Origin of the sequence: Streptosporangium sp. CA-115845 (assembly GCF_050943795.1) — a bacterium.
Taxonomy (GTDB): domain Bacteria; phylum Actinomycetota; class Actinomycetes; order Streptosporangiales; family Streptosporangiaceae; genus Streptosporangium.
Window position 1 is genome coordinate 2,928,712 of sequence record NZ_CP191988.1, and the last position, 23,262, is coordinate 2,951,973.

Genomic DNA, 23,262 nt, shown 5'->3' on the forward strand with positions numbered 1-23,262 from the left:
CGGTCACACACCGCGTCACGGAAGGGATGATCATGAACGATATGCAGAAGCGGGTCCAGGAGGCGGCCGACAGGCTCGTGGAGTCCGGGACCGAGCGGGGCCTGCAGGTCGCCGTGTACCGGCACGGCGAACCGGTGGTCGACGTCGTCGCGGGTGTCGCCGACCCGGCCACCGGGCGCCTGGTCACGCCGGACACGCCGTTCTACAGCACCTCGACCGGCAAGGGCGTCACCTCGACCGTGGTGCACGTGCTCGTGGAGCGGGGCGTGCTCGGCTACGACACGCCGATCGCCGAGCTGTGGCCGGAGTTCGGCGCCCACGGCAAGGAACGCGCGACGGTGCGGCACGCCCTGACCCACTCGACGGGCGTGCCCGGCTTGCCCGCCGGGACCACGCCCGAGGACCTGTGCGACTGGGACGGGATGTGCGCGGCGATCGCCGGTGCCAAGCCCTGGTGGGAGCCGGGCACCAGGACCGGCTACCACCCCCAGTCGTTCGGTTACCTCATCGGGGAGATCGTCCGCCGGAGCACCGGCAGGCCGATCTCGCAGATCCTGCGGGAGGAGGTCGCCGGGCCGCTCGGGGTGGCCGGTGAGCTGTTCTTCGGCGTCCCGGAATCCGAGCTGGCCCGGCTGGCCCGGCTGGAGGACGCGCCGAGCGATTTCGAGATGCCCGCGGAGATGCCCGCGGAGATGCCCGCGGAGATGTTCGCCGACATACCGTTCTTCAGGGTGGTGGACGGCTACACGGCGGCGCCGATGGCGGCGATGCCGGATGCCGCTTTCGGCAACCGCGCCGACGTGCTGACCTCCGACATCCCGGCGGGCGGCACCATGTCCGCCCGTGCCGTGGCCCGCATGTACGCCGCCCTGCTGGGCGAGGTGGACGGCGTCAGGCTCGTCTCGCCGGCACGGCTGCGAGAGATCACCGAGGTGGTGGTGACCGGCGTGGACGAGGTCACCGGCACCCCGGTCACCAGATCCCTCGGGTACGCCGTCGGCGCCACCGAACTGCTCGACGCCCCCACCCTGTTCGGGATGGCGGGCAGCGGCGGCTCGGCCGCCTACGCCGACACGGCCACCGGGATCGCGATCGCCATGACCAAGAACCTGGTCTCCGGCGGAGACTTCGGCACCTTCGATGAGATCGGCCGGATCGTCATGAACGCCGGCCGCTAGACCCGCGTTCCCGGCCGGTCCGGGACGACCTCCCGCAGCATCGGATCTCAGCCGGCAGCCGACCTGTGACGATCTCCGGCGTGCGGGAAAGGAGGCCGGGGTGCCATCCGTGTCGCATGGCGGGCACACGGGTGCCGCCCCGGCCGCCGGGTGCGCGTCTACCGGGCGCAGGTGAAGATCGCGGTGCCGGGCAGGTGGCGGCCGCGCAGCGGGCTCCAGCCGCCCCACTCGCGGTCGTGGCCCGGCGGCCACTCGGGCTCGGTCAGGTGCCGCAGCACCAGCCCGGAGGCGGTGATGAGGTGGACCCAGTCGGCCATCGTGCGATGGTGCTCGACGTAGCACGGACGCCCGTCCTCGCCGATCTCCACGTACGCGGAGCGATCGAAGTAGGAGCGGTCGGAGGTCAGCCCGGCGGGGCCGGGGTCGTCGGGGAAGGCCCAGCGGACGGGGTGGCTTACCGAGAAGACCAGGCGGCCCCCGGGGCGCAGCACCCGGCGGACCTCGGCGAGGACGGCCCCGGCGTCGGCCACGAACGGCAGCGCGCCGAAGGCCGAGCAGGCCAGGTCGAACGCCCCGTCGGCGAAGGGCAGGACCTCGGCGTCCGCCTGGACCACGGGGAGCGCGGCGCCCGCGTCCAGGTCGATCCGGCGCGAATGCTGAAGCTGGCGGAAGGACAGATCGAAGGCGGCGACCCTGGCGCCCTGGCCGGCCAGCCAGCGCCCGCACTGCCCGGCGCCGCAGCCGATCTCCAGCACGTCCCTGCCCGCGACATCGCCCAGCAGACGGGCGTCGGCCTCGTCCAACCCCTCGGGACACCAGACGAATCCGGAGTCGCGCAGGAACTCCCCGTGCTCGGCCTGGTACTCGTCGGCGGCGCCGTCCCACCAGCCGCGGTTGGCCCGGGAGGTGGCCGTGGCGTCCACCCGGTGGCGGCCCACCCCGGCGGAGCCCATCAGCGCATCTTCGGGCGGGGCATCTTCGCGCCGCGCGGCAGCGGGCCCTTGGGCATCGGCAGCGTCTGAGGCAGGGCCTTCAGCCGGTTGTTGATCTCGTACAGGGCGGGCTTCTTGAGGTTGCGGGGCAGCTTCATCAGGTGCCGCTGCAGCTTGGCCAGCGGGATCTGCCCCTCGCCGTCACCGGACTGGATGTCGTAGACGGGCACGTCCAGCGCGATCCGCTGGACCCGCTTCTTCTCGGCGACCAGCATCTTCTGCACCCGGTTGCCCGGCCCCTCCGAGACCAGGATGATGCCTGGGTAGCCGACCACGCGGTGCACGATGTCCTGGTCGCGGGTGGCCGCGACGGTCGGGGTGACCTCCCAGTTGCCGCGCATGCCCTGCAGGATCGCGGCGGCGGCGCCGACCTGCCCGTGCAGCATGGAGTACTGCGCCTTCTGGGCGAGCTGGCCGAACACCACCAGCCCGACGGTCAGGGCCAGCAGTATCCCGATGAAAAGCAGATACCAGAACCAGCCCGTGACCAGGCCGATCACCACGAACAGCGCGAGCGTGCCCAGCGCCGAGGCGTAGACGATCGGCATCCCCTTGGGGTTGGCCTCCTTGATGATCTTCGTGATCATACGGAGTTGCTTGATGCGCCCCGGGCGCTCTGAGTCTTCGGGCTTCTTGGCCATGTTCTGAAGGATACAAATCCATGGCTCAAGAAGTGAAAACGTGACCTGCCGGGTGCCGGTTCCGGCGCCGGGGCCGAAGGCCGCGGAGCGCCGGAAAGGCCGGTACCGCTGGGAGAAACGCCCCTGCCGACTGCTTTACCTGGATTATCCGGTCACGGTCGCGCTCAGGCGGCGGTCGGCGACGCTGCGGCTCACCTCGACCGTGTGGTCCCCCGGCACCGTCGACCAGCCCCGGTCCGTCCACACCTGGAAGGCGCGCTCGGGCAGGTGGACCGTGGTGACCACGGTCTCGCCCGGGGCCGCGTCGACGACGGAGAACCCCGCGCCGTCCCGGTCTCCTACGCCTGGTGGGGCGAACGGCAACCGGCGGCTCGGTAGGTCTGGCGGCGACACCGTTGAAGAAGGCGGGCACCTCCGACGCCCCAACCGGAGGAACCCCGCTCGCGAGCGGGGTTCCTCCGGTTTCCACAGCCGGTGAGGCCGGGCCGCTCAGGCGTGCTGGCGGGCCTCGACGGCCTGCTTGTACAGGCGGCCCGCCCGGTAGGAGGAGCGAACCAGCGGCCCCGACAGGACCCCGGCGAAACCGATGGCCTCCGCCTCCTTGCCCAGCTCCACGAACTCCTCCGGCTTCACCCAGCGGTCGACGGGGTGGTGGCGCGGGGTGGGCCGCAGGTACTGGGTCACGGTGAGCAGGTCGCACCCGGCCTCGTGCAGGTCGCGCATGGCCTGGACGACCTCCTCGCGCTCCTCGCCCATGCCGAGGATCAGGTTGGACTTGGTCACCAGGCCGGCCTGGCGGGCCTTGGTGATCACTTCCAGGGAGCGCTCGTAACGGAAGGCGGGCCGGATGCGCTTGAAGATCCGCGGCACGGTCTCGACGTTGTGCGCGAACACCTCGGGCCTGGCGGAGAAGACCTCCTCCAGCTGGGCCTGGTCGCCGTTGAAGTCGGGCACCAGCAGCTCGACGCCACAGCCGGGCAGCAGCGCGTGGATCTGCCGCGCGGTCTCCGCGTACAGCCACGCGCCGCCGTCGGGCAGGTCGTCGCGGGCGACACCGGTCACGGTCGCGTAGTTGAGGCCCATCTGCCGCACCGAGTCGGCCACGCGGCGCGGCTCGTCGGTGTCGTACGCCTTGGGCTTGCCGGTGTCGATCTGGCAGAAGTCACACCGCCGGGTGCACTGGTCACCGCCGATGAGGAAGGTGGCCTCGCGGTCCTCCCAGCACTCGGAGATGTTGGGGCATCCGGCCTCCTGACAGACCGTGTGCAGCCCTTCGCGTTTGACCAGCGCACGCAGCTCGGTGTGGTTCGGGCCCGCCCTGAATTTGGTCTTGATCCATTCGGGCTTCTTCTCGATGGGGGTCTCGGCGTTGCGGACCTCCAGCCGGAGGAGCTTGCGCCCTTCAGGTGCGACGGTCATGCCAGCTCCTTCGTCGGTCGAGGGACCGAGGTGTTACACGTCGAGGTGGGGTAAGTGTCATCACGCTCGCTCACCTGTCCAGCCTATGTCCCACCGTGAGCCGCGAGGCCCCGGGGGTTCAGCGCCGGAACAGGTCTTCCTCGGGCAGCTCGAAGGCCCGCGCGCCGAGCGCCTCCGCCAGGTGCTTCTCGGCGTACGGCAGGACCTCGTCGACCACGATCCGCCGGCCGGTCTCGGCGGACAGCGAGGAGACCCCGGCGTCGCTGATGCCGCACGGGACGATCCGGTTGTACCAGCTCGGGTCGTTGGAGCAGTTGAGCGCGAACCCGTGCATCGTGACGCCGCTCGAGACCCGGATGCCGATGGCCCCGACCTTCCTGTCCGGCAGGCCGTGCGAGGGGTCTCCGGCCACCCAGACACCGCCACGCCCCTGGACTCGGCCGGCCTGCACCCCGAAGTCGGCGCAGACGGCCACCAGGGTCTCCTCCAGGAGCTTCACGTAGGCGTTCACGTCGAGCGGGCCGCCGAGCCTGACGATCGGGTAGCCGACCAGCTGGCCGGGACCGTGCCAGGTGATCCGGCCGCCCCGGTCGACCTCGACGACGGGGGTGCCGTCGGAGGGCCGCTCGTGCGGCGCGGTTCGTTTTCCCGCCGTATAGACCGGCGCGTGCTCAAGCATCAGGCAGGTGTCGGGAATCTCCTCGGCCACGCGGCGTGCGTGGATGCGCCGCTGAAGATCCCAGGCCTGCTCATAGGGGAAGTCAACGCCAAGACGGACGATTGCCAGGTCACTCACGTCTCAAGAGTAGTTGACCCGTTCGTGGTCACGACGTGAGAAGCCGAGGCTCGATGCGGAACTCCTTGGCCCCGCCCGCCCCGTCGTGCTCGACCTTGTAGGCGTAGGCGTCCGGCTGCACGCTGACGGCCTGGATGAACTCGGTGCCCACGTAGTGCAGCGCCACACCCTCGTCCGCCGCGTAGCCCCCCGGCAGCTCGCCCGAGGCCACCGCCTCGTGCAGCAGCGCGCGGCGCTGCGGGTCGGAGTCGTAGTGGACGCCGCACGAGTGGGGCAGCAGGCCCAGGCCGTCGGACCACACCCGCAGCGTCGGGCCGAAGGAGTCGGTGTTGCCGCCCACGTGCCAGCAGAGCGCCCCGGCGCTCTGGCCGCTCAGCACCACACCGGCCCGCCAGGCCTCCTCGAAGATCTCGTCCAGGCCGTGCAGCCGCCACAGGGCCGCCAGGTTGGCCACGCTGCCGCCGCTGACGTAGATGAGGTCCTGGCTGAGCACCCACTCGCGCGGATCCTCGACGTTGGGCATCGGGAACACGGTCAGGTGGCTGACCTCGACGTCCCAATCGCGGAAGGCGCCGTACATCTTCAGCAGCCAGTCGGCGTCGTCGCCGGTGGCGGTGGCGAGCAGGCCCAGCCTCGGCCGGTCCTGGCCGGTCAGGTCGAGGGCGTACCGCAGCAGCGCGCTCGCCTCTATGAACCCGTAGCGCTCGGACGGGCGGAACGAGCCGCCTCCGATGGCAAGGATGTGAGACTGCCCAGAACTACGCATACATGACCTCTTCGACGGCTTTGGCGGAAACAGGGACCCTAGAGTACGGCGGCCAGCGCCTCACTGAGGCGCGTATGCCGGAACGTGTAACCAGACTCCAGAAGGCGCCGGGGCAGCACCCGCTGCCCGGCCAGCACCCCCTCCTCCGCGAACCCCCCGATGGCCGTGCGCAGCGCGAATCCGGGTACGGCGAGTGGCATGGTGGGCCGGTGCAGGGCCTTCCCGAGCGCTCTGGTGAACTCCGCGTTGGTGACCGGCTGCGGCGCGGTGAGGTTGACCGGGCCCGATATCTCCGGGTCGCCCAGGATGTGCAGTACGGCGTGCACCCAGTCGTCGATCGATATCCAGGACCAGTACTGTTCTCCCGAGCCCAGGGGCGCTCCCAGCCCCAGCTTGAAGATCGGCAGGATCTTCGCCAGCATGCCGCCCGCGCCGCTCAGCACCAGGCCGGTACGGAGCCGGGCCACCCGGATGCCCGCCTCCTCGGCGGGTACCGTCTCGGCCTCCCAGGGCACCACCACCTCCCGCGCGAGGAATCCCTCGCCCGGTGGGGCCGTCTCGTCCACCTCGTGGTCCCCGGTGTCCCCGTAGTAGCCGATCGCGGACGCCGACAGCAGCGTCGGAGGCCTGTCCGGCAGCTCCGCCAGCGCTTTCACCAGCGTCCTGGTCCCCTCGACCCGGCTGCGGACCAGTTCGCGCTTGACGTCGTCGCTCCAGCGCCGGTCGCCGATCCCCGCTCCGGCGAGATGGACCACGGCCCGCGCCCCCTGCAGGGCCGCCGGGTCGATGAGCCCTTTGCCCGGGTTCCAGAACGCCTCGTCGACGCCCTGCGGCGCCCGCCGTACCAACCTGACCACCCGGGTGTCGTCGGCCCGCAGAGCCTTGACCAGAGCCGATCCAAGCAGTCCAGAGGACCCGGTCACGATGATCGCCATGTTGTCCAATCTAGTCGACCTCCCCTGCGATTTCCGGGAAGCAGGAGTCACCGGATGCGTCGGGAGCGGAAGACGGGGGTCGGCTCGCCTCCGGCGACGGCGGGAAGCGGCTGGTCGCCGTCACGGCGGGGTCATGTCGTCTTCTTCCTCGGCGGCGGAGTCGGCTGGGGCGCTCTCGCCCGTCGCGGTACTGCCGCTCGCCGCCGCCCTCGCCATGAGCCTCTCTCCCGCTGCTCGGTGGCGGCGGCTGGAAACCGTGCCGCGCGGCGGCCGTCAACAGCCTGTCCGCCGCTGGCCGGGCGTATTCCGCTCATACCCAAAGGACACCCGTGAAGATGACGAGAACGGACCGGGCCGGTCCGCGGAGAGCGGACCGGCCCGGGGGAGGCGGAACGGCGACTAGGCGTTGAGGCCCAGCTGGTTCTCGAAACGGCCCTCCTCCAGGCGACGCTTGATCGTCGTCAGGAAGCGGGCGGCGTCGGCGCCGTCGACCAGGCGGTGGTCGTAGCTGAGCGCGAGGTAGACCATCGAGCGGACGGCGATGACCTCGCCCTCGGCGGTGTCCAGGACGACCGGGCGCTTGACGACCGCGCCGGTGCCCAGCATGCCGACCTGCGGCTGGTTGAGTATCGGCGTGTCGAACAGCGCGCCCCGGCTGCCGGTGTTGGTCAGCGTGAACGTGCCGCCGCCGAGCTCGTCCGGGCTCACCTTGTTGGTGCGGGTGCGCTCGGCCAGATCGGCGATCTTACGGGCCAGCCCGGCGATGTTGAGGTCGCCCGCGCTCTTGATCACCGGGACGATCAGGCCGCGCTCGGTGTCCGTCGCGAAGGCCAGGTGCTCGGCGTCGAAGTAGGTGACCTCGTTGGTCTCGCTGTTGATCGTGGCGTTCAGCTTCGGGTGCTGCTTGAGCGCCTCGATCGTGGCGAGGGCGAAGAACGGCATGAACGAGAGCTTGACGCCCTCACGCCGCTGGAACTCGGCCTTCGCGCGGTCACGCAGCTGCGCGACCTTGGTGACGTCGACCTCGACCACGGTGGTGAGCTGGGCCGAGACCTGCAGCGACTCGACCATGCGCTTGGCGATGGTCTGGCGCAGCCGCGACATCTTCTCGGTGCGTCCACGCAGCGTGGTGTCCACCACGACCGGCTCGGGAGCCTGCGCGGGGGCGGCCGCCGGAGCCTGGACGGCGGCCTGCGGAGCCGGAGCCTGGGCCTGGGTCGCCGCGGCCCGCTCGCGCTGGTCGCGGGCCGCTTCCAGCACGTCCTGCTTGCGGATGCGACCGCCGACGCCGGTGCCGTTCAGCGAGTCGAGGTCGACGCCGTGCTCGCCGGCGAGCTTGCGCACCAGCGGGGTGACGTACGGGCTCTCACCGGAGGGCTGGGCGGCGGGCTCGGCGGCCGGTGCCGTCGCGATCGGGGACGGCGGCGCGGCCGGGGAGGTCTGGACGGCCTGGAGGGGCGGTGCCGGGGCCTGCGCGGGTGCCGGGGCGGGAGCCGGGGCGGGAGCGGGGGCGGGAGCGGGGGCGGGAGCGGGGGCCTGCGGGGCGGGCTGCGGGATCGAGGAGACCGGCTGTGCCTGCTGCTGGGGGACCGGCTCGGGCTCGGGCTCGGGGGCCGCCTCCTGCGCCGGGGCGGCGCCCTCGGTGCCGCTCTCGTCGATGACGGCGAGCTCGGCGCCGACCTCGACTGTCTCGTCCTCGGCCACCACGATCTTCGTGAGGATGCCCGCGGCCGGAGACGGGATCTCGGTGTCGACCTTGTCGGTGGAGACTTCGAGAAGCGGCTCGTCGGCCTCGACGCGCTCGCCCTCCTTCTTCAGCCAACGGGTGACGGTGCCCTCCGTGACGCTCTCACCGAGCTGGGGCATCTGTACGGACTTCGGCATTGGTGTCTTCTCTCGCGTTCCGAGTGAGGGCTTACGTTAGTTGTGGACGTGGAGCGGCTTGCCGGCCAGCGCCAGCATCGCCTCGCCGACGGCCTCGGACTGGGTCGGGTGGGCGTGGATGAGCTGGGCGACCTCGGAGGGCAGGGCCTCCCAGTTGTAGATCAGCTGCCCCTCGGTCACGAGCTCGCCGATGCGACGGCCGACCATGTGCACGCCGAGCACCGGGCCGTCCTTCGCTGAGATGATCTTGACGGCGCCCTGCGTCTGCAGGATCTGGCTCTTGGGGTTGCCCGCGAGGTCGTAGGTGAACTCGACGACCTCGTGGCCGCGCTCCCTGGCCTGGGCGGAGGTGATGCCCACCGAGGCGACCTCGGGGTCGGAGTAGGTGATCCGCGGCACGCCGTCGTAGTCGATCGGCACGGGGTTCAGCCCCGCGATGTGCTCGGCCACCAGGATGCCCTCGGCGAAGCCCGCGTGGGCGAGCTGCAGGGTCGGGATGAGGTCGCCGACCGCGTACACGCCGGGCACGCTGGTCTGGCAGAACTCGTTCACGGTGACGGTGCCGCGCTCGATGGCGACACCCGCCTCCTCGAAGCCCATGCCCGCGGAGACCGCGCCGCGGCCGACCGCGACGAGCAGCAGCTCGGCGTCCAGGGTCTTGCCGTTGGCCAGGCTGACGACCACGCCGGTGTCGGTGGTCTTGACGCCCTCGAAGAAGACGCCCAGCTCCTGCTTGATGCCGCGGCGGCGGAAGGAGCGCTCGAGCAGCTTGGAGCTCGACTCCTCCTCCAGCGGCAGCAGGTGCGGCAGGCCCTCGACGATCGTCACCTCGGCGCCGAAGGAGCGCCAGACGCTGGCGAACTCCACGCCGATGACGCCGCCGCCCAGGACGACCACGGAAGTGGGCACCCGGTCGAGCTTGAGCGCGTGCTCGCTGGTGATGACACGCTCGCCGTCGATCTCCAGGCCGGGAAGGGACCTGGGCGCGGAGCCGGTCGCCAGCACGATGTTGCGGCCCTCGTAGATCTCGGAGCCCACGGACACCCGGTTCGGGCCCGCGAGACGGCCCTCACCCTCGATGATCGTGATGCCCTTGCTCTTGAGAAGGCCCTGCACGCCCTTCCAGGCGCGATTGACGATCTTGTCCTTGAACGCGTGGACCGCGGGCACGTCGATGCCCTCGAAACGGGCCTTGACGCCGTAGGTCGCGCTTTCCCGCGTCTCGTCGGCGACCTCCGCGGAGTGCAGAAGCGCCTTGGTGGGAATGCACCCCCGGTGCAGGCAGGTGCCGCCGATCTTGTCTCTCTCGATCAGCGCGACCGTCTTGCCCAGCTCGGCCGCCCGCAGAGCGCAGGCATACCCGCCGCTACCGCCACCCAGGACGACGATGTCGTAGGGGCCGCTGCCATCAGCCACAGGAAAGCTCCTTGTCGGATTGGAATACCGTGTTCACGGTCGCGCCCCTTCCGTGCCCTGGCCGGCCGCGCGGATCCTCGATCGCATCCACGCCGCCGCCTGACCCGGCTCGGCGCCCAGTCGGTGCCCGCCCTTGGCCCGGCACCGACAACCGCATCTTTTCATCTGTCTGTGTTGCTTGTGACCCGCATGCGCGGCTACGCCGACGCCTGGGCGGACCCGGTCGCGTAGCGCTCGGCCAGGCCGACGAGCGTCCGGGTGACCGCCCCGGTACCGCCCTTCGGCGTGTAGCCGTGCGGCTCTCCCTTGTTGAAGGCGGGACCGGCCATGTCAATGTGTGCCCAACGGACACCGTCCGGCACGAATTCCCGCAGGAAGATCGCCGCCGTGAGCATCCCGCCGAAACGCTCGGGGTGCAGGTTGGCGATGTCGGCCACGGGCGAGTCGAGCCCCTTGCGGAGCTCGTCGGGCAGGGGCATGGGCCACGCGGCCTCGCCCTGCGCGCCCGCCGTCGCGACGATCTCGGCCCGGAGGTCGTCGTCGTTGGCCATGACGCCCGCCGTCCGCCAGCCCAGTGCGACGATCTGCGCGCCGGTGAGCGTGGCGACGTCGACGATCACGTCGGGGTCGTCCTGACCGGCGCGGGCGATACCGTCGATCAGGACCAGACGGCCCTCGGCGTCGGTGTCGAGCACCTCGACCGTCTTGCCCGCGAAGCTGGTGAACACGTCGGAGGGACGCTGCGCGGTACCGCTCGGCATGTTCTCGGCCAGGCAGAGGTAGCCGACCGCGTTGACCTTCAGGCCCAGCCTCGCGATCGCGAGCATCGCGCCGAGGACGGCGCCCGCGCCGCCCATGTCGGACTTCATCCAGTCCATCGCGGCCGACGGCTTGAGCGACAGGCCGCCCGAGTCGAAGGTGATGCCCTTGCCGACGTAGGCGAGCTTCTTCTCGGCCTCGGGGTGGCTGTAGGCGAGGCGTACCAGGCGGGGCGGGTTCGCCGATCCCTGGCCGACGGCGACGATGCCGCCGTAGCCGCCCTCCTTGAGCGCCTTCTCGTCCAGGACCTCGACCGACAGGCCGGCCTCGCCGCCCACCTGCTCGGCGATCTCGGCGAAGCGCGCGGGCCACAGGTCGGAAGGCGGGGTGTTGACCAGGTCACGGACGAGTGAGACCGACTCGGCCAGCGTGCCGGCGCGCCCGACCGCGGCCTCGGCGCCCTCGGCGTCGGTCAGCACGGCCAGCTCGGCCACCGGGGCGCTCGGCTCGTCGGCGGTCCGGTACCTGGTGAAGGAGTACGCGCCGAGCAGGCCGCCCAGGGCGACGGCGCCGGCGTGCTCGGCGCTCGCGGTGGGCAGGGCCAGCGCCACCCGGCCGGTGCCGGCCAGGGCACGGACCGCGGTGCCCGCGGCACGGCGCAGGGCCTCGGCGTCGTAGCCGTTCTCGGGGACGTCGCCCAGGCCGACGACGACCAGCAGGGGTGCGGTCAGCGCGCCGAAAGTGGGGATCTTGGAGATCTCGCCCGGCTTCCCCTTGGCGCCCACACTGCCGAGCGTGGCGGTGAGTCTGCCGCCGAGAGCCTGATCGAGGCCGTCGGCCCCGGGAGCGGGGAGCAGGCCGTCCGGTCCGGTATGGACGCCGACGACCAGTGCGTCGGTGTCGAACGAGACAGCATTGTCAGTTGGGGTCAGCCGCACAGTGGTCACACAAGCCGATGCTAGTCGGGCTTGCGCAGTACTCATAAACGAGGGTTCATCCTACAAATAGTGTCGTCCGATGGTGCTATCCGGAGTGGCATCATCGAGAGAGATGGTGCTAATGTCGCTAGCACTATGTTGCTCACCTTGGATATGAACGATCCTCGGCCACTGCACGAGCAGGTCGCCGAGGCGATCAGACGTGCCGTCGCCGAGGGCTCCTACGCCCAGGGAGACCGGCTCCCGCCGGCGCGCGATCTGGCCGCCGCGCTGGGCATCAACGCCAACACGGTGCTGCGTGCCCTGCGGGATCTGCGTGACGAGGGGGTGCTGGAGTTCCGTCGTGGCCGCGGCGTGAGCGTGCTCAGCCGCCCCAACCCGCGCAGTGTCATCGAGGAGAAGCTGCGTTCCCTGCTCGCCGAGGCGGTCCAGTACGGCTACCGCCACGACGACGTCATCGAGCTCATCAGGGAACTGTCCTGACTTCACTCCCCGGAGCCGAAGCCCGGGGTCTCCCCGCTGAAAAGAGTCAGACGACCGGGTCCGGGACCCGGTCCTTCGAAGGAGTGATCGACATGGGCCTGCGAGTCCGTTTCCTTTCCACGGCCGCAGCCTGGTTCGCGCTGGTGGCCGCCGCCCTGGTCGTCGCGCCGCTGATGTTCCGGGAGCGGCTGCCCAACCCCATGGCCATGCACTGGGGCCCGTCCGGTGCCCCCGACCGCTCGATGTCGTTCACCGCCGCACTGCTGTTCGTGGTGGGCATGTGGGTGCTGATCGGGGGCGGGGCCTGCGTGGTCGCGCTTGTCAACGCCGCGATGCTCAGGCGCAGGACGAGCCGCGTGGCGCTCGGCGCCCTGCTGGGCGGCACCGGCCTGTTCTTCCTGGGGCTGCAGGCGGTCACGCTGGCGGCCAACCTCGACGCCCCCGACTGGCGGCAGGCCGGTCACCTGGGGTGGACCGCGCTGCTCGCGGTCGTGGGGCTGGTGCTCGGCGGCTGGCTCGGTGCTCTCGCAGCCCGTCCGGGACCCGACGACCAGCCGGAGCGGGCCGCGGCCACCTCCCGGCGGTTCCCGCTCCGCCCTGGCCAGCGCGCCGTGTGGGTCTCCTCCGTGCGCAGCGGACTGCTCGCCGTGACCGGCGGCTCCGTCCTGGCGCTGGGGGCAGGGCTCGCGGTGGTCGCCCTGGTCGGCGGCGACGGGACGCTCTGGACCCCAGCGGTGATCACGCTCCTTGTTGGCCTGGTGGCCGTGACCTTCAGTTCGGTGCGGGTGCAGATCACCGAGGAGGGCGTCGCCCTCTCCTACGGGCCGTTCCGCCTGCCCCGCAGGCACATCCCTGTCGCGCGAGTGGAGCGGGCCTGGACGGAGGAGTTGTTCCCGTCCGATGTCGGAGGCTGGGGCATTCGGGGGCTGCCGGGTGCCGCGACGGTCATGCTCCGCGGCGGGGAGTGCCTTGTGATCGGCTACGTCTCCGGCGGTCGCCTCGCCGTCTCGATCGACGACGCCGAGAATGGCGCCGCCTTGCTGAACACCCTCGTGGCCAGTACGTCCACCGCTGCCGGCACCCGCTGATCTCCACCTTCGCGAGCCTCCCCATCCCCCGAAGACCGAGCATTCGAAGGTGATCTCATGCTCCGCCGATCCACTGACCTGTGGTTGTTCCTGCTCGTCGCGTTCGGCCTGTCCTGGCTGTTCGCCCTGCCCCTCTGGCTGACGGGTGCGTCGGTCGGCGCGTTCGCGTTCATGGCGATCGGGGTGGCGATGATGTTCACCCCGACCCTTGGTGTTCTCGCCGTCCGGCTACGTGGCAGACAACCGGGGGAACCCGCCACCACCTGGCGTGAGTGGGGCGAGGGGACCGGCCTGTGGATGGGAGAGCGTCGCGGGCGCACGCTCGCGCTCATCGCGCTGGCCTGGTTCGGGACCCCTCTGCTGGTGGTCGTCGCGATCGCGCTCAGCGCCGCCCTCGGCCTGCTCTCCGTCGACCTGTGGGGGCTCAGCCTGTTCCGCGAGAACCTGGCGGCGGCCTCCCCGGGCCAATCGCTCCCGATGGAGCCAGGAGTCCTGGCGGCCGTGCAGGTCGCGTCGGCCTTCCTGATCGCTCCGCTGATCAACTCGATCGCGGCATTCGGGGAGGAGTGGGGGTGGCGGGGCTGGCTGCTGCCCCGTCTGATGACGCTCGGCATCTGGCGTGCGCTCCTGGTCTCCGGGCTGATCTGGGGAGTCTGGCATTTCCCGCTCACCCTGCGCGGATACAACTACCCAGAGCTGGGCGCGTGGGCGGCACCGATGTTCGTCGTCTTCTGCGTGGTCTTCGGGGCACTGCTCGGCTGGTTCCGGCTCTACTCCGGGAGTGTCTGGCCTGCGGTCATCGGGCACGGATCCCTGAACGCCTCCGGCAGCCTGACCCTGCTCGTCGGTAACGCGGCTGACCCGCCCAATCTGGCTGTCGCGGGGATCACCGGGCTGGTCGGCTCGGCCCTGCTGGCCGCGATCTCCGTGCTGGTGATCAAACGCTGGCCGATCGGGCCACAGCCCCAGGCCGCCGACTGAGATCTGAGGAGAGGAATGCTCCTGCCCGCCCTCCCCGATGAGTCGCCTCTGTCAGGTCCGCCCTATTCACCGAATCCGGCTGCTCCGATCAAGCCCGTCGGGTCCGTCAAGCGTCAGGTCCGTTGGGTCAGGCAGGTCCGTGGAGTCCGGCAGGTTCGTAGGGTCCGGCACGGTCGGACGAGGCTGGAAGGTCAGCGCACGAGTACCGTGCTCACCAGCAGTGCCGTGACGGTGGTGATCTCGACCAGGGCTCCCAGCACGTCTCCGGTGATGCCGCCAAGCCGGCGCACCGCTCTGCGCCGCACCACCCAGGCCGCCAGCAGCCCGAGGAGTACGGCCGCCGGGAGCCCCCAGGAGGCGACGAGGCTCCCCAACCCGGGAACAAGGTCGCCGAGGCCGGCCAGTGCGGTTCCCCCGGAGCCGGAGAGCGAGCCGATCCCCGAGGTGAGCCCGTGGTTGTCCTGATAGGCGCCGAGGAGCGGAGAAGAGGGCGACCGGACGTCGAGGGCGCCGGCGTCACGCAGGAAGAGCAACGCGGCCGACCCCGCGAGCACCAGCACGGTCATGCCCACCGCGACGCTCCGTCGCACGGTGCCCGCGACCATCGCACCGAGCCCGTCGGGGCGGGCCGAGGGGATACCCGCTTGGCAGGCCCAGGTGAGGGCCAGCCGCCCGGCCGCGCAGGCGGTGACCAGGATGATCGGCCCCAGCCCCGGGGAGGCGAGTTCCGACAGAGCCGCCACCTGGAGTAGCAGGGTGCAGACCAGGGTCACCACCCCGAACGGGCCGATGTCGGACCGTTTCATGATCTCCAGTGCCCGTTCGGCGGGCTTCCCGCTGCCCAGCCCGTCGGCGAGATCGGCAAGCCCGTCCAGGTGCAGCCCCCGGGTGAGCAGTGCGAGGGCCGCCACGGCCAGCACCGAGGCCGGAAGCGGCGTCATACCCAGCCAGAGCGCCACCGCCAGCACCAGCCCCGCGACGGCCCCGAGCAGTGCCCCCACCAGTGGGGCCATCGCCATCGCGACACCCCCCGCCCGGCGGTCGACCACCCCGGGCCGGACCGGGAGCACACTCAGCGTGCCGATCGCGAGACGCACCCCGTCGGCGAACGTCGACGACCTGTCGGGAGGCGGGGGCGCGGGCATGACCGCAGATCATAGCCCTCCTCCTCCCGGATGCCCGGTGACGTCCTTCGACCCGGACTCTCGGGGCCGGTAACCGCCTGTTATGCCCTGGGGTGCTCAGGGTGGCGGTGCGGCCACCTGGTCGTGGCCGGCAAGGAAGTCGCTTCCCTGGAGAGTTGATCGTGCTCACGGTCACGTCGCCCGGAGTCGCGGGGAGGCGTTGAACGCTCGTGGAGCCGATGCGAGACCAGGTCGTCAGGCCGGGCGATGGGCGGTGAAGCGAGAACCCCCGCCAGGGAGAACGCTCATGTCGTAAGGCATGGGCTGCTTGCGAGTGCGCTTACCAAGGCACACCCACACGTAACGGAAGGAGACGGCCGGCGACGACGAGGGTGACGTCCTCGGACTCCGCGGCGAGGCGCTGGTTCAGGCGGCCGAGGACGTCACGGAACATCCGGCCGCTGGCGGTGGCCGGCACCACGCCGAGGCCGACCTCGTCGGAGACCGCCACGACCCGGGCCCGGGTCTGCCGCCAGGCCGCCACCAGCTCGTCGCACCGGGCCGGGACCGCGTCCAGGTCGTCCCCGCCCGACCAGGCGTCGCACTCGTCGAAGACGGAGGCGACCCAGGTGCCGAGCCCGTCGATCAGCAGCGGGGTTCCGGCGGACCGCAGCAGTCCGGCCAGGTCCGTGGTCTCGGTGGTCTCCCAGTGGGCGGGCCTGCGGTCACGGTGTGCCCGGACCCGGCGCAGCCATTCGGGATCGCCGTCGCCGGACGGCCCGGTCGCGACGTAGCGGACCTCGGGTTCGGCCGCCAGTCGCAGTTCGGCCTCCACGGACTTGCCCGACCGGGTCCCGCCGAGCAGCAGGGTCCTTCGGGGCGGGGAAGCCGGAGGTGGCGGGGGCTCGCCGATGTCGAGGACCGTGCCGTCCGGTACGGTACGCACCCCCCACAGGTCTGCCCGCCGGGCCAGCTCCGCCTCCGTCGGTACCCGGTGGTCGAGGTCGACGGCCAGCACGTGCGTTCGCTCGCCGACCAGGCCCCGCCGGCGCAGGTCCCCCAGCCGTTCCGGCCGGTCGAGCACGTCCAGCAGCACCAGGTCCAGCGCCGCTCCCGGACCGGCGGGCTCTCGCTCCTCGTACGGGGGAGAGGCGGGGGCGTAAAGGACGCGCCGGCCGCCGGGGGTGGTGACGGTGAGGCCGTCCGGACCGGGCGAGGCGCGGTAGCCGGGCGGGAGCGGGCCGGTGGGCGGCAGCCGCACGGAGTCGCCGAGCAGCACGGACGTGGGGCGGCGGCCGGGGGCGACCCGGGCGCAGGAGGCGCACCCGCAGTCCGAGGCCGGCCAGCCCGCCGCAGCCGCGGTACCGGAGATCAGGACCTTCACACCCGGCCTCCCATCGGGTTCGAGCTTCCGGCGGAAGCGGATGACCTACGCAGCGTACGGGGGGCCGGGAACAGCCGGGCGACGGGGTGCGAGACCATGATCCTGCCTTCACGCTCGGGGGCATCCTGGAGAGGTAGGGTTCGCTGAGCCGCCGAACGGCACTGGCAGGATCCGCGAGAAGGAGCTATGGCATGACGTGGCGCTGGCGTTATGAAAACGCGAATGGCGGCGAGGTAGTCGAGGGTGTCGCGCCCTCCGACACGTTCCCGAGCCAGGCCGACGCCGAGTCGTGGCTCGGTGAGAGCTGGCGTGAGCTGCTGGAGGCGGGGGTCGAGAAGGTCACCCTGCTTGAGGACGAGAAGATCGAGTACGAGGGAATGTCCCTGCGCCCGGAGTGAGGGAGGAGCCCGCTGGATCACCGGGCGGGCCGTCCGGCAGAGGGGTGGGCGCGAACCGGCGATCACTGAGGAACGGCGAGTGGTGCACCGGTCCCTCGCCCCTCGGTGAAAAGGAGCGAGGGGATCTCCCCGTCCGGTGGTGACCGGGACAGGCTCTAGGGGCGCCGCTCGGGGCTGACGGTCTTGGCGGGGTCGCGCTCGACGATCGGGCCGAGGACGTCGTCGATCTTCTTGAGCACCTCGGCGTCCAGCCTCACCCCGGAGGCCCTGACGTTGTCGCGGACCTGTTCGGGCCTGCTGGCGCCGACGATGGCCGAGGACACGTTCGGGTTCTGCAGCACCCAGGCCACCGCGAGCTGGGCCATGCTCAGCCCGAGATCGGCGGCGATCGGCTCCAACCGCTGGACGCGGGTGAGCACGTCGTCGTTGAGCATCCGGGAGATGAAGTCGCCCCCGGTGGGGTCGGTGGCCCGGGAACCGGCGGGGGGCGGCTGCCCCGGCAGGTACTTGCCGGTGAGCACGCCCTGGGCGATGGGAGAGAAGACGATCTGGCCGACGCCCTCCTTCTCGCTCAGCGGCACGACCTCTGCCTCGATGACCCGCCACAGCATGGAGTACTGGGGCTGGTTGGAGACCAGGCGGTCGAAGCCCATCTCGTCGGCGATCTTCAGGGCCCGGCCGATCTGCTCGGCGGTCCACTCGCTGACGCCGACGTAGAGGACCTTGCCCTGGCGTACGAGGTCGTCGAAGGTCTTGAGGGTCTCCTCGAGCGGCGTCTCGTAGTCGAAGCGGTGTGCCTGGTAAAGGTCGACGTAGTCGGTCTGCAGACGGCGTAGCGAGCCGTGCAGGGACTCGGTGATGTGCTTGCGCGACAGGCCGCGGTCGTTGGGGCCCTGACCGGTCGGCCAGTAGACCTTGGTGAAGATCTCCAGGGACTCGCGGCGGACGCCCGCGAGGGCGCGGCCGAGAACCTCCTCCGCCTTGGTGCCCGCGTACACGTCGGCGGTGTCGAAGGTGGTGATCCCCTCGTCGAGCGCCGCTCGCACGCACTGCTTGGCGGCGTCCTCCTCTACCTGGGAACCGTGGGTGATCCAGTTGCCGTAGCTGATCTCACTGACCATGAGACCACTCCGGCCAAGGTGGCGGAATTCCATGCTCTGACATTAGTAGGTGCCCGATTCGGGATACCCTGCCGGGCGTGTTGCGGTTGATCACTTCGCGGAGGGTATGGCTGGCGCTGGTCGCCGGGGCGCTGGCGGCGGTCGTCGTGGTGGTCGTCCGCCGGTGGCGGAGACCGGAGGACGGCCCCCGGGACGACTCCCCGGTCAAGGGGGCGATCGGCTCACCGGCAGAGAAGCCGGCCTCCGGAACCGGGAACGCGCCGCGCCGGCCTCCCGCGCCGCTCCTCGGCGTCCCCACCGAGGAGGACCCCAGGCGGTACGCCGCCCTGCGGGCGTTCGCGCCCAGGCCGTCGCGCGAACCGCTGGACCGGGCGGTCAGGAGCCGCTTGGTCCGCTGGGGCGCCGTCGGGATCGGGCTCTGCCTGCTCGCCTTCGGCACCCAGGTCCTGGGGAACTCGGTCTTCTCGGAGGGGACGCGGGCCGTCGAGGGAATCGCCCTGTGGAGTCCGCCGGACGCGAAGGACGGGTGCGGGCCGGGGACGGGGCAGGCGCTGGAGCCGGGGATCCGCTACCCGGCGGAAGAGGGGCCGATGATCCGGTCCACCGGCCCGTGCCTGGTCGACGTCGCGGTCGTTCCGGACTCCGACGCGGCCGACCCCGCCCCGCCGCCGGACGAGTCCCCTGTGGCGGTTCCCGACGCGGACTGCCGGCCGCAGGTGAGGGCTCCGAGGGTGCGGGCGGTCAGTCCCGGGGTGACCAGGGCGGTGAACCACCAGTGGCGCCGCATCGAGAGGTGGCTGGCGGCCAACGCCCCCGAGAGTCTTCGCACGCTGGGCAGGCCCGCCAGGGCCCGTACGATCGCCGTCGCCGAGGCGCAGATGGGCCTGCGTTTCCCCGACGACCTGCGTGCCTCCCTGCTACGGCACGACGGGGCCCGCGTGGTGGGCGACACCTGGCCGTTCGGCTTCATCGGTAACCGGAACCAGGGGGTGCGCGGGATCCGTGACACCTGGCGGCGGCTCTGCGGGACGGACGGGGAGGACATCGGCGCGACCGGCATCGGCTCGCGGGCGGAATGGTGGGACGGGCGGATGATCCCGTTCGGCGCCAACGGAAGCGGCGACCACCTGGTGATCGACTCCGTGGCGCGCGACGTCGGGCGTACCGATCACGAGGGCCAGCTGAGCTTCACCCCCGGCGGCATCCGGATCCGCTCGTACTACGGTCTGCTGAAGGCGACCGCGAACGCCCTGGAGAGCGGCGGATCCGTCGGCCACTGGAAGCCGGTGGTGACCGACGGCGAGCTGGACTGGGACGTCGTCGAGTCGTGATCACGGCAGGCCGGGCGGTCGCCGATCCCGGCCGGGGAGAAGCACGAGATCCCTCTGGCCCGCGAGCCCCGGCGGGCACCTCCCGAGGCCGGGGGGGACACGAAGAACCCCGTCCCTCCGAAGGAGGAACGGGGTTCGAAAGCCGGTGTGCCGTGAACTACTTCTTCGGCGGGACCGGCCTGCCGCCGGGCAGGACGGTGGGCGGGGGGAAGCGCAGCTTGCGGATCTGCAGCGCGCGCATGGCGGCGTAGAAGCCGACACCCTTGAGGTTCTCGCCGGGGAACTTCTCGGCGGCGAGTTTCTTCACCTTCCAGGACACCCAGATCGAGGTGAGCAGCACGCCGACCATCATGATCGGCCAGCCGATCGTGATCACCGCGACGTAGACGTAACCGCGGACGTCGGTCGGGAAGGGGATCCAGGTGAGCAGCAGGATCAGCAGGGAGAACGGCAGGAAGTACTGGCTGACGATGCGGCGGGAGTCGACCCAGTCGCGCGCGAACTTCCTGACAGGCCCCTTGTCGCGGGCGGGGTAGTAGCGTTCGTCGCCGCGTAGCATCCCCTCGCGCGCCTTGGCGCGGTCGTTCGCCTGGCGCTCGCGGAGCTGCTTGTAGGCCTCTTTGCGGTTGTTGGGGGCGTTCACCGGCTGCCGGCGACGGCCTTCGGCGTCCCGTCGCTTGGGTGTGGGACGCCCCTTGCCCGCAGGCTTAGGATCGTTAGCGGAGGCGGGGGAGTCGTCCGCGGTGGTCTGGGTACGTCGGAACACAACGTCAGCCTACCGGGAGTGCAACTTAGTGACGCCCCCGCGCGTTATGCGTAGGGTGAACCCTATGGTGGCTCCGGTGCTTTTCGGGGGGCTGGAATCACTTGGGGTGACCCGAAGCGCACTTGAAGAAGGGGACGGCCGACGCGCATGAGCGTGATGAAGAGACTTTCGCTGATCTTCAGGTCCAAGGCGAACAACGCGTTGGACAAGATGGAGGATCCTCGCGAAACCCTGGACTACTCATATCAGCGCCAGCTGGAGTTGTTGCAGAAGGTACGCCGGGGCGTGGCGGACGTCGCCACCTCGCGCAAGCGCGTGGAGCTTCAGATCAACCAGATCGAGGCGCAGGCGCGCAAGCTTGAGGAGCAGGGCCGCAAGGCGCTCGGGGTCGGTCGCGAGGACCTGGCCCGCGAGGCGCTGACCCGCCGCGGCAGCCTGCAGACCCAGATCGCGGACCTTCGTGTGCAGCACGACAACCTGCAGGCCGAGGAGGAGAAGCTCACCACGGCCTCCCACCGGCTGCAGGCCAAGGTCGATTCCTTCCGCACCAGGAAGGAGACGATCAAGGCGACCTACACCGCGGCCGAGGCGCAGACGCGGATCAACGAGGCCTTCTCCGGCATCTCCGAGGAGATGGGCGACGTCGGTCTGGCGATCCAGCGTGCCGAGGACAAGACGGCCTCCATGCAGGCCCGCGCGGGTGCCATCGACGAGCTGCTGGCCAGCGGCGCGCTCGACGACTTCAGCGGGCAGCGTGGCGACGACATCCAGGCCGAGCTCGACCGCATGGGCGGTGGCCAGGACGTGGAGCTGGAGATCGCCCGGATGAAGGCCGAACTCGGCCAGGGCACCGGGCCCCAGGGCGCGATCACGTCCGGTCCCGCCCAGCAGCAGCCCCAGCAGCAGCCCCAGCAGCAGCCGCAGTCCAACCAGACGCAGCAGCTGCGCCAGCCCGGGGAGGGCCTGTGATCGTCCGCATCATGGGGGAGGGGCAGATCGACATCGCCCCCGCCGATCTCGACGTGCTCAACACCCTGGACGCCGAGCTGGAGGCCGCCATCGAGGCGGGTGAGGAAGAGGTCTTCCGTACCCGGTTGCACGCCCTGCTGGACAAGGTCCGCCATGTCGGCAAGGCGCTGCCCGACGACAGCCTGGAGTCCTCGGAGCTGATTTTGCCCCCGGCTGACGCTTCCATGGAAGAAGTTCGGGAGATGCTCGGCAATGAGGGCCTGATTCCCGGATAGCCTGGGCATATGGTACAAACCCGGTTCGCCCCGGACCGGGGCCTGACCAGGCGCATGGTGGTCACCATGTTCCTGCTCGGACTGCTCTATGTCGTCTTCGTGGCCGTACTGATCGCGTTGGGCGTCCGCGCGGTCGCGGTACTGCTCATCGCCGGCGTCATGCTCCTCGTGCAGTACTTCATGTCCGACCGCATCGCGCTGTTCGCGATGCACGGACGTGTCGTGTCCCCGCAGGAGGCGCCGGAGCTGCACGGCATGATCGACCGGTTGTGCGCTCTGGCCGACATGCCCAAGCCGCGGGTGGCGATCGCCGATTCGGATGTTCCGAACGCGTTCGCCACCGGTCGCAACCAGAAGAACTCCGTGGTCTGCGTGACCACGGGGTTGCTGCGCCGGCTCGACGCCGGTGAGCTGGAGGGCGTGCTGGCCCACGAGATGTCCCACGTGGCGCACCGGGACGTCGCGGTCATGACGATCGCCTCCTTCCTCGGCATAGTCGCCGGGCTCATGACCAGGGTCGCGCTCTACAGCGGCCTGGGACGCGGGCGCGACGACCGGGGCGGACTGCCGATCGGTCTGATCATCATGCTCGCCTCAGTCCTGGTGTACGCGGTCAGTTTCCTGCTCACCCGGGCCCTGTCGCGCTACCGGGAGCTGGCCGCCGACCGCGCGGGAGCGCTGCTCACCCAGCGCCCGTCGGCCCTGTCCAGCGCCCTCGTCAAGATCAGTGGCGAGATGGCGCGCATCCCGACGAGGGACCTGCGCGAGGCCGAGCCGTTCAACGCCTTCTTCTTCGTGCCGGCCCTGTCCGGCAAGGCGAGCCTGAGCGCGCTGCTGGCGACCCACCCGCCGCTGGAGCAGCGCCTTGACCAGCTCGGCAGGATCTCCGCCCAGCTCGGGCAGGGCGGGTGACAGGACTACCGGTGGGCGGCGGGAGCGCCGTTCCGTGGAAGCGGTGAAGGGGAAGAGACCGGATGCGCTGGTGGGATGCTCTGCTGGGCCGAGGTAAGCCGGCCAAGGCCGACCTGGACGCGCTGTTCGCGCTGCCCTCGGCCGCGGTGACCCTGCAGGCGGCCACCGATCTGGCGCCGACCGGGCTGGGGGCGGTCTGCTTCCGCTCGGCCGAGGGCGGGGCGTTCGCCGCGCTCGAGCGCGACATCACCCAGCTGCTGGACGCCGGAGGCGGCCCTCCGGTGGAGGTGTCGAAGGACTCCTACGGCTACACGTGGCTGCTGGTCCGCCGCACGCCCGACCTGCTCGGCGATCTGGTCACCGACCTGCACGCGGTCAACTCCTCCCTGGAGGCGGCGGGTTTCGGCCCCTCGCTGCTCTGCTCACTGGTCTCCTTCGCCGCCCCCGACGGCCGCGGGCTCGCCATGGTCTACCTCTACAAGCAGGGCACCTTCTACCCGTTCGCCCCGCTGTCCGGGCCGGCGGGGCGCCGGGACAACGCGCTGGAGCTGCAGGTACGCGGTGCGATCGGCGGTGAGCTGGAGATCGAGCCGGATCTCGGCCGCTGGTTCCCCCTCTGGGGCGCGCCCGGCCTCTGAGCCGTTCCGCCGGCCGGGCGGCCCGGTCCGGTCCGGTCCTCCCCAAGATCGTCTCCGGCTCTCGGGCA

The 23,262-nt window shown here is 70.9% G+C and carries 24 protein-coding genes; 10 read left to right on the forward strand and 14 right to left on the reverse strand.

Annotated features, from left to right (window positions below; all coding sequences use genetic code 11):
* Positions 1 to 32: 32 nt before the first annotated feature.
* On the forward strand, positions 33 to 1,178 hold the full coding sequence (locus ACQP0P_RS15490) for a serine hydrolase domain-containing protein (protein ID WP_433376756.1): 1,146 nt from the start codon (positions 33 to 35) through the stop codon (positions 1,176 to 1,178).
* 158 nt (positions 1,179 to 1,336) lie between these two features.
* Here ACQP0P_RS15490 and ACQP0P_RS15495 read toward each other — a convergent pair whose 3' ends face one another.
* The 10 genes from ACQP0P_RS15495 to ACQP0P_RS15540 form a co-directional block, all read right to left on the reverse strand.
* Positions 1,337 to 2,131 (reverse strand): class I SAM-dependent methyltransferase, encoded by a 795-nt coding sequence (locus tag ACQP0P_RS15495; protein ID WP_433376758.1) that lies wholly within the window; start codon positions 2,129 to 2,131, stop codon positions 1,337 to 1,339.
* Positions 2,131 to 2,811 (reverse strand): DUF4191 domain-containing protein, encoded by a 681-nt coding sequence (locus tag ACQP0P_RS15500; protein ID WP_433376761.1) that lies wholly within the window; start codon positions 2,809 to 2,811, stop codon positions 2,131 to 2,133. The genes ACQP0P_RS15495 and ACQP0P_RS15500 overlap by 1 nt, the downstream gene beginning before the upstream one ends.
* A 144-nt stretch (positions 2,812 to 2,955) precedes the next feature.
* Complete coding sequence (locus tag ACQP0P_RS15505; protein ID WP_433376764.1) at positions 2,956 to 3,204, reverse strand: fibronectin type III-like domain-contianing protein; 249 nt, start codon at positions 3,202 to 3,204, stop codon at positions 2,956 to 2,958.
* A 96-nt stretch (positions 3,205 to 3,300) separates the two neighbouring features.
* Positions 3,301 to 4,230 carry a lipoyl synthase gene (gene lipA / locus ACQP0P_RS15510; RefSeq protein WP_433376767.1) on the reverse strand — a complete coding sequence of 310 codons (930 nt, stop codon included), beginning with the start codon at positions 4,228 to 4,230 and terminating at the stop codon, positions 3,301 to 3,303.
* Between the two features lie 118 nt (positions 4,231 to 4,348).
* Entirely contained in the window at positions 4,349 to 5,026 is a 678-nt protein-coding gene (lipB, locus tag ACQP0P_RS15515; protein ID WP_433376770.1) for a lipoyl(octanoyl) transferase LipB, read from the reverse strand.
* Positions 5,027 to 5,054: 28 nt separating this feature from the next.
* Positions 5,055 to 5,792, reverse strand: coding sequence for a Type 1 glutamine amidotransferase-like domain-containing protein (locus ACQP0P_RS15520; RefSeq protein WP_433376772.1), 738 nt, complete (start codon positions 5,790 to 5,792; stop codon positions 5,055 to 5,057).
* Positions 5,793 to 5,830: 38 nt separating this feature from the next.
* Positions 5,831 to 6,727, reverse strand: coding sequence for a TIGR01777 family oxidoreductase (locus tag ACQP0P_RS15525; RefSeq protein WP_433376775.1), 897 nt, complete (start codon positions 6,725 to 6,727; stop codon positions 5,831 to 5,833).
* A gap of 399 nt (positions 6,728 to 7,126) precedes the next feature.
* Positions 7,127 to 8,611 (reverse strand): 2-oxoglutarate dehydrogenase, E2 component, dihydrolipoamide succinyltransferase, encoded by a 1,485-nt coding sequence (sucB, locus tag ACQP0P_RS15530; protein WP_433376778.1) that lies wholly within the window; start codon positions 8,609 to 8,611, stop codon positions 7,127 to 7,129.
* 36 nt (positions 8,612 to 8,647) lie between these two features.
* Complete coding sequence (gene lpdA / locus ACQP0P_RS15535; RefSeq protein ID WP_433376781.1) at positions 8,648 to 10,027, reverse strand: dihydrolipoyl dehydrogenase; 1,380 nt, start codon at positions 10,025 to 10,027, stop codon at positions 8,648 to 8,650.
* A 197-nt stretch (positions 10,028 to 10,224) separates the two neighbouring features.
* A complete protein-coding gene (locus ACQP0P_RS15540; protein WP_433376784.1) occupies positions 10,225 to 11,769 on the reverse strand; it encodes a leucyl aminopeptidase in 1,545 nt (514 codons plus the stop codon).
* A 108-nt stretch (positions 11,770 to 11,877) separates the two neighbouring features.
* Here ACQP0P_RS15540 and ACQP0P_RS15545 point away from each other — a divergent pair, with 108 nt between their 5' ends.
* The 3 genes from ACQP0P_RS15545 (at position 11,878) to ACQP0P_RS15555 (ending at position 14,276) form a co-directional block, all read left to right on the forward strand.
* Positions 11,878 to 12,207 carry a GntR family transcriptional regulator gene (locus ACQP0P_RS15545; protein ID WP_433381892.1) on the forward strand — a complete coding sequence of 110 codons (330 nt, stop codon included), beginning with the start codon at positions 11,878 to 11,880 and terminating at the stop codon, positions 12,205 to 12,207.
* A gap of 92 nt (positions 12,208 to 12,299) precedes the next feature.
* Positions 12,300 to 13,295 carry a DUF1648 domain-containing protein gene (locus tag ACQP0P_RS15550; protein ID WP_433376787.1) on the forward strand — a complete coding sequence of 332 codons (996 nt, stop codon included), beginning with the start codon at positions 12,300 to 12,302 and terminating at the stop codon, positions 13,293 to 13,295.
* Between the two features lie 57 nt (positions 13,296 to 13,352).
* Complete coding sequence (locus tag ACQP0P_RS15555; RefSeq protein WP_433376789.1) at positions 13,353 to 14,276, forward strand: lysostaphin resistance A-like protein; 924 nt, start codon at positions 13,353 to 13,355, stop codon at positions 14,274 to 14,276.
* Positions 14,277 to 14,467: 191 nt separating this feature from the next.
* Here ACQP0P_RS15555 and ACQP0P_RS15560 read toward each other — a convergent pair whose 3' ends face one another.
* Positions 14,468 to 15,421 (reverse strand): adenosylcobinamide-GDP ribazoletransferase, encoded by a 954-nt coding sequence (locus ACQP0P_RS15560; protein WP_433376792.1) that lies wholly within the window; start codon positions 15,419 to 15,421, stop codon positions 14,468 to 14,470.
* A gap of 319 nt (positions 15,422 to 15,740) precedes the next feature.
* Positions 15,741 to 16,784: a bifunctional adenosylcobinamide kinase/adenosylcobinamide-phosphate guanylyltransferase gene (locus ACQP0P_RS15565; RefSeq protein WP_433376795.1), complete on the reverse strand. Its 1,044-nt coding sequence runs from the start codon at positions 16,782 to 16,784 to the stop codon at positions 15,741 to 15,743.
* Positions 16,785 to 16,975: 191 nt separating this feature from the next.
* Here ACQP0P_RS15565 and ACQP0P_RS15570 point away from each other — a divergent pair, with 191 nt between their 5' ends.
* Positions 16,976 to 17,182 (forward strand): hypothetical protein, encoded by a 207-nt coding sequence (locus tag ACQP0P_RS15570; RefSeq protein ID WP_433376798.1) that lies wholly within the window; start codon positions 16,976 to 16,978, stop codon positions 17,180 to 17,182.
* 155 nt (positions 17,183 to 17,337) lie between these two features.
* On the opposite strand, the gene ACQP0P_RS15575 is transcribed toward ACQP0P_RS15570, so the two are convergent.
* On the reverse strand, positions 17,338 to 18,336 hold the full coding sequence (locus ACQP0P_RS15575; RefSeq protein WP_433376800.1) for an aldo/keto reductase family protein: 999 nt from the start codon (positions 18,334 to 18,336) through the stop codon (positions 17,338 to 17,340).
* Positions 18,337 to 18,380: 44 nt separating this feature from the next.
* Here ACQP0P_RS15575 and ACQP0P_RS15580 point away from each other — a divergent pair, with 44 nt between their 5' ends.
* Positions 18,381 to 19,634 (forward strand): SMI1/KNR4 family protein, encoded by a 1,254-nt coding sequence (locus ACQP0P_RS15580; protein ID WP_433376803.1) that lies wholly within the window; start codon positions 18,381 to 18,383, stop codon positions 19,632 to 19,634.
* Between the two features lie 157 nt (positions 19,635 to 19,791).
* On the opposite strand, the gene ACQP0P_RS15585 is transcribed toward ACQP0P_RS15580, so the two are convergent.
* Complete coding sequence (locus tag ACQP0P_RS15585) at positions 19,792 to 20,400, reverse strand: DUF3043 domain-containing protein (protein WP_433376806.1); 609 nt, start codon at positions 20,398 to 20,400, stop codon at positions 19,792 to 19,794.
* A 147-nt stretch (positions 20,401 to 20,547) separates the two neighbouring features.
* Here ACQP0P_RS15585 and ACQP0P_RS15590 point away from each other — a divergent pair, with 147 nt between their 5' ends.
* The 4 genes from ACQP0P_RS15590 (at position 20,548) to pspAB (ending at position 23,194) form a co-directional block, all read left to right on the forward strand.
* Positions 20,548 to 21,369 (forward strand): PspA/IM30 family protein, encoded by an 822-nt coding sequence (locus ACQP0P_RS15590; protein WP_433376809.1) that lies wholly within the window; start codon positions 20,548 to 20,550, stop codon positions 21,367 to 21,369.
* A complete protein-coding gene (gene pspAA, locus ACQP0P_RS15595) occupies positions 21,366 to 21,644 on the forward strand; it encodes a PspA-associated protein PspAA (protein WP_343982922.1) in 279 nt (92 codons plus the stop codon). The genes ACQP0P_RS15590 and pspAA overlap by 4 nt, the downstream gene beginning before the upstream one ends.
* Before the next feature lie 9 nt (positions 21,645 to 21,653).
* Entirely contained in the window at positions 21,654 to 22,556 is a 903-nt protein-coding gene (gene htpX / locus ACQP0P_RS15600) for a zinc metalloprotease HtpX (protein WP_433376813.1), read from the forward strand.
* Between the two features lie 62 nt (positions 22,557 to 22,618).
* A complete protein-coding gene (gene pspAB, locus ACQP0P_RS15605; RefSeq protein ID WP_433376816.1) occupies positions 22,619 to 23,194 on the forward strand; it encodes a PspA-associated protein PspAB in 576 nt (191 codons plus the stop codon).
* Positions 23,195 to 23,262: the final 68 nt, after the last annotated feature.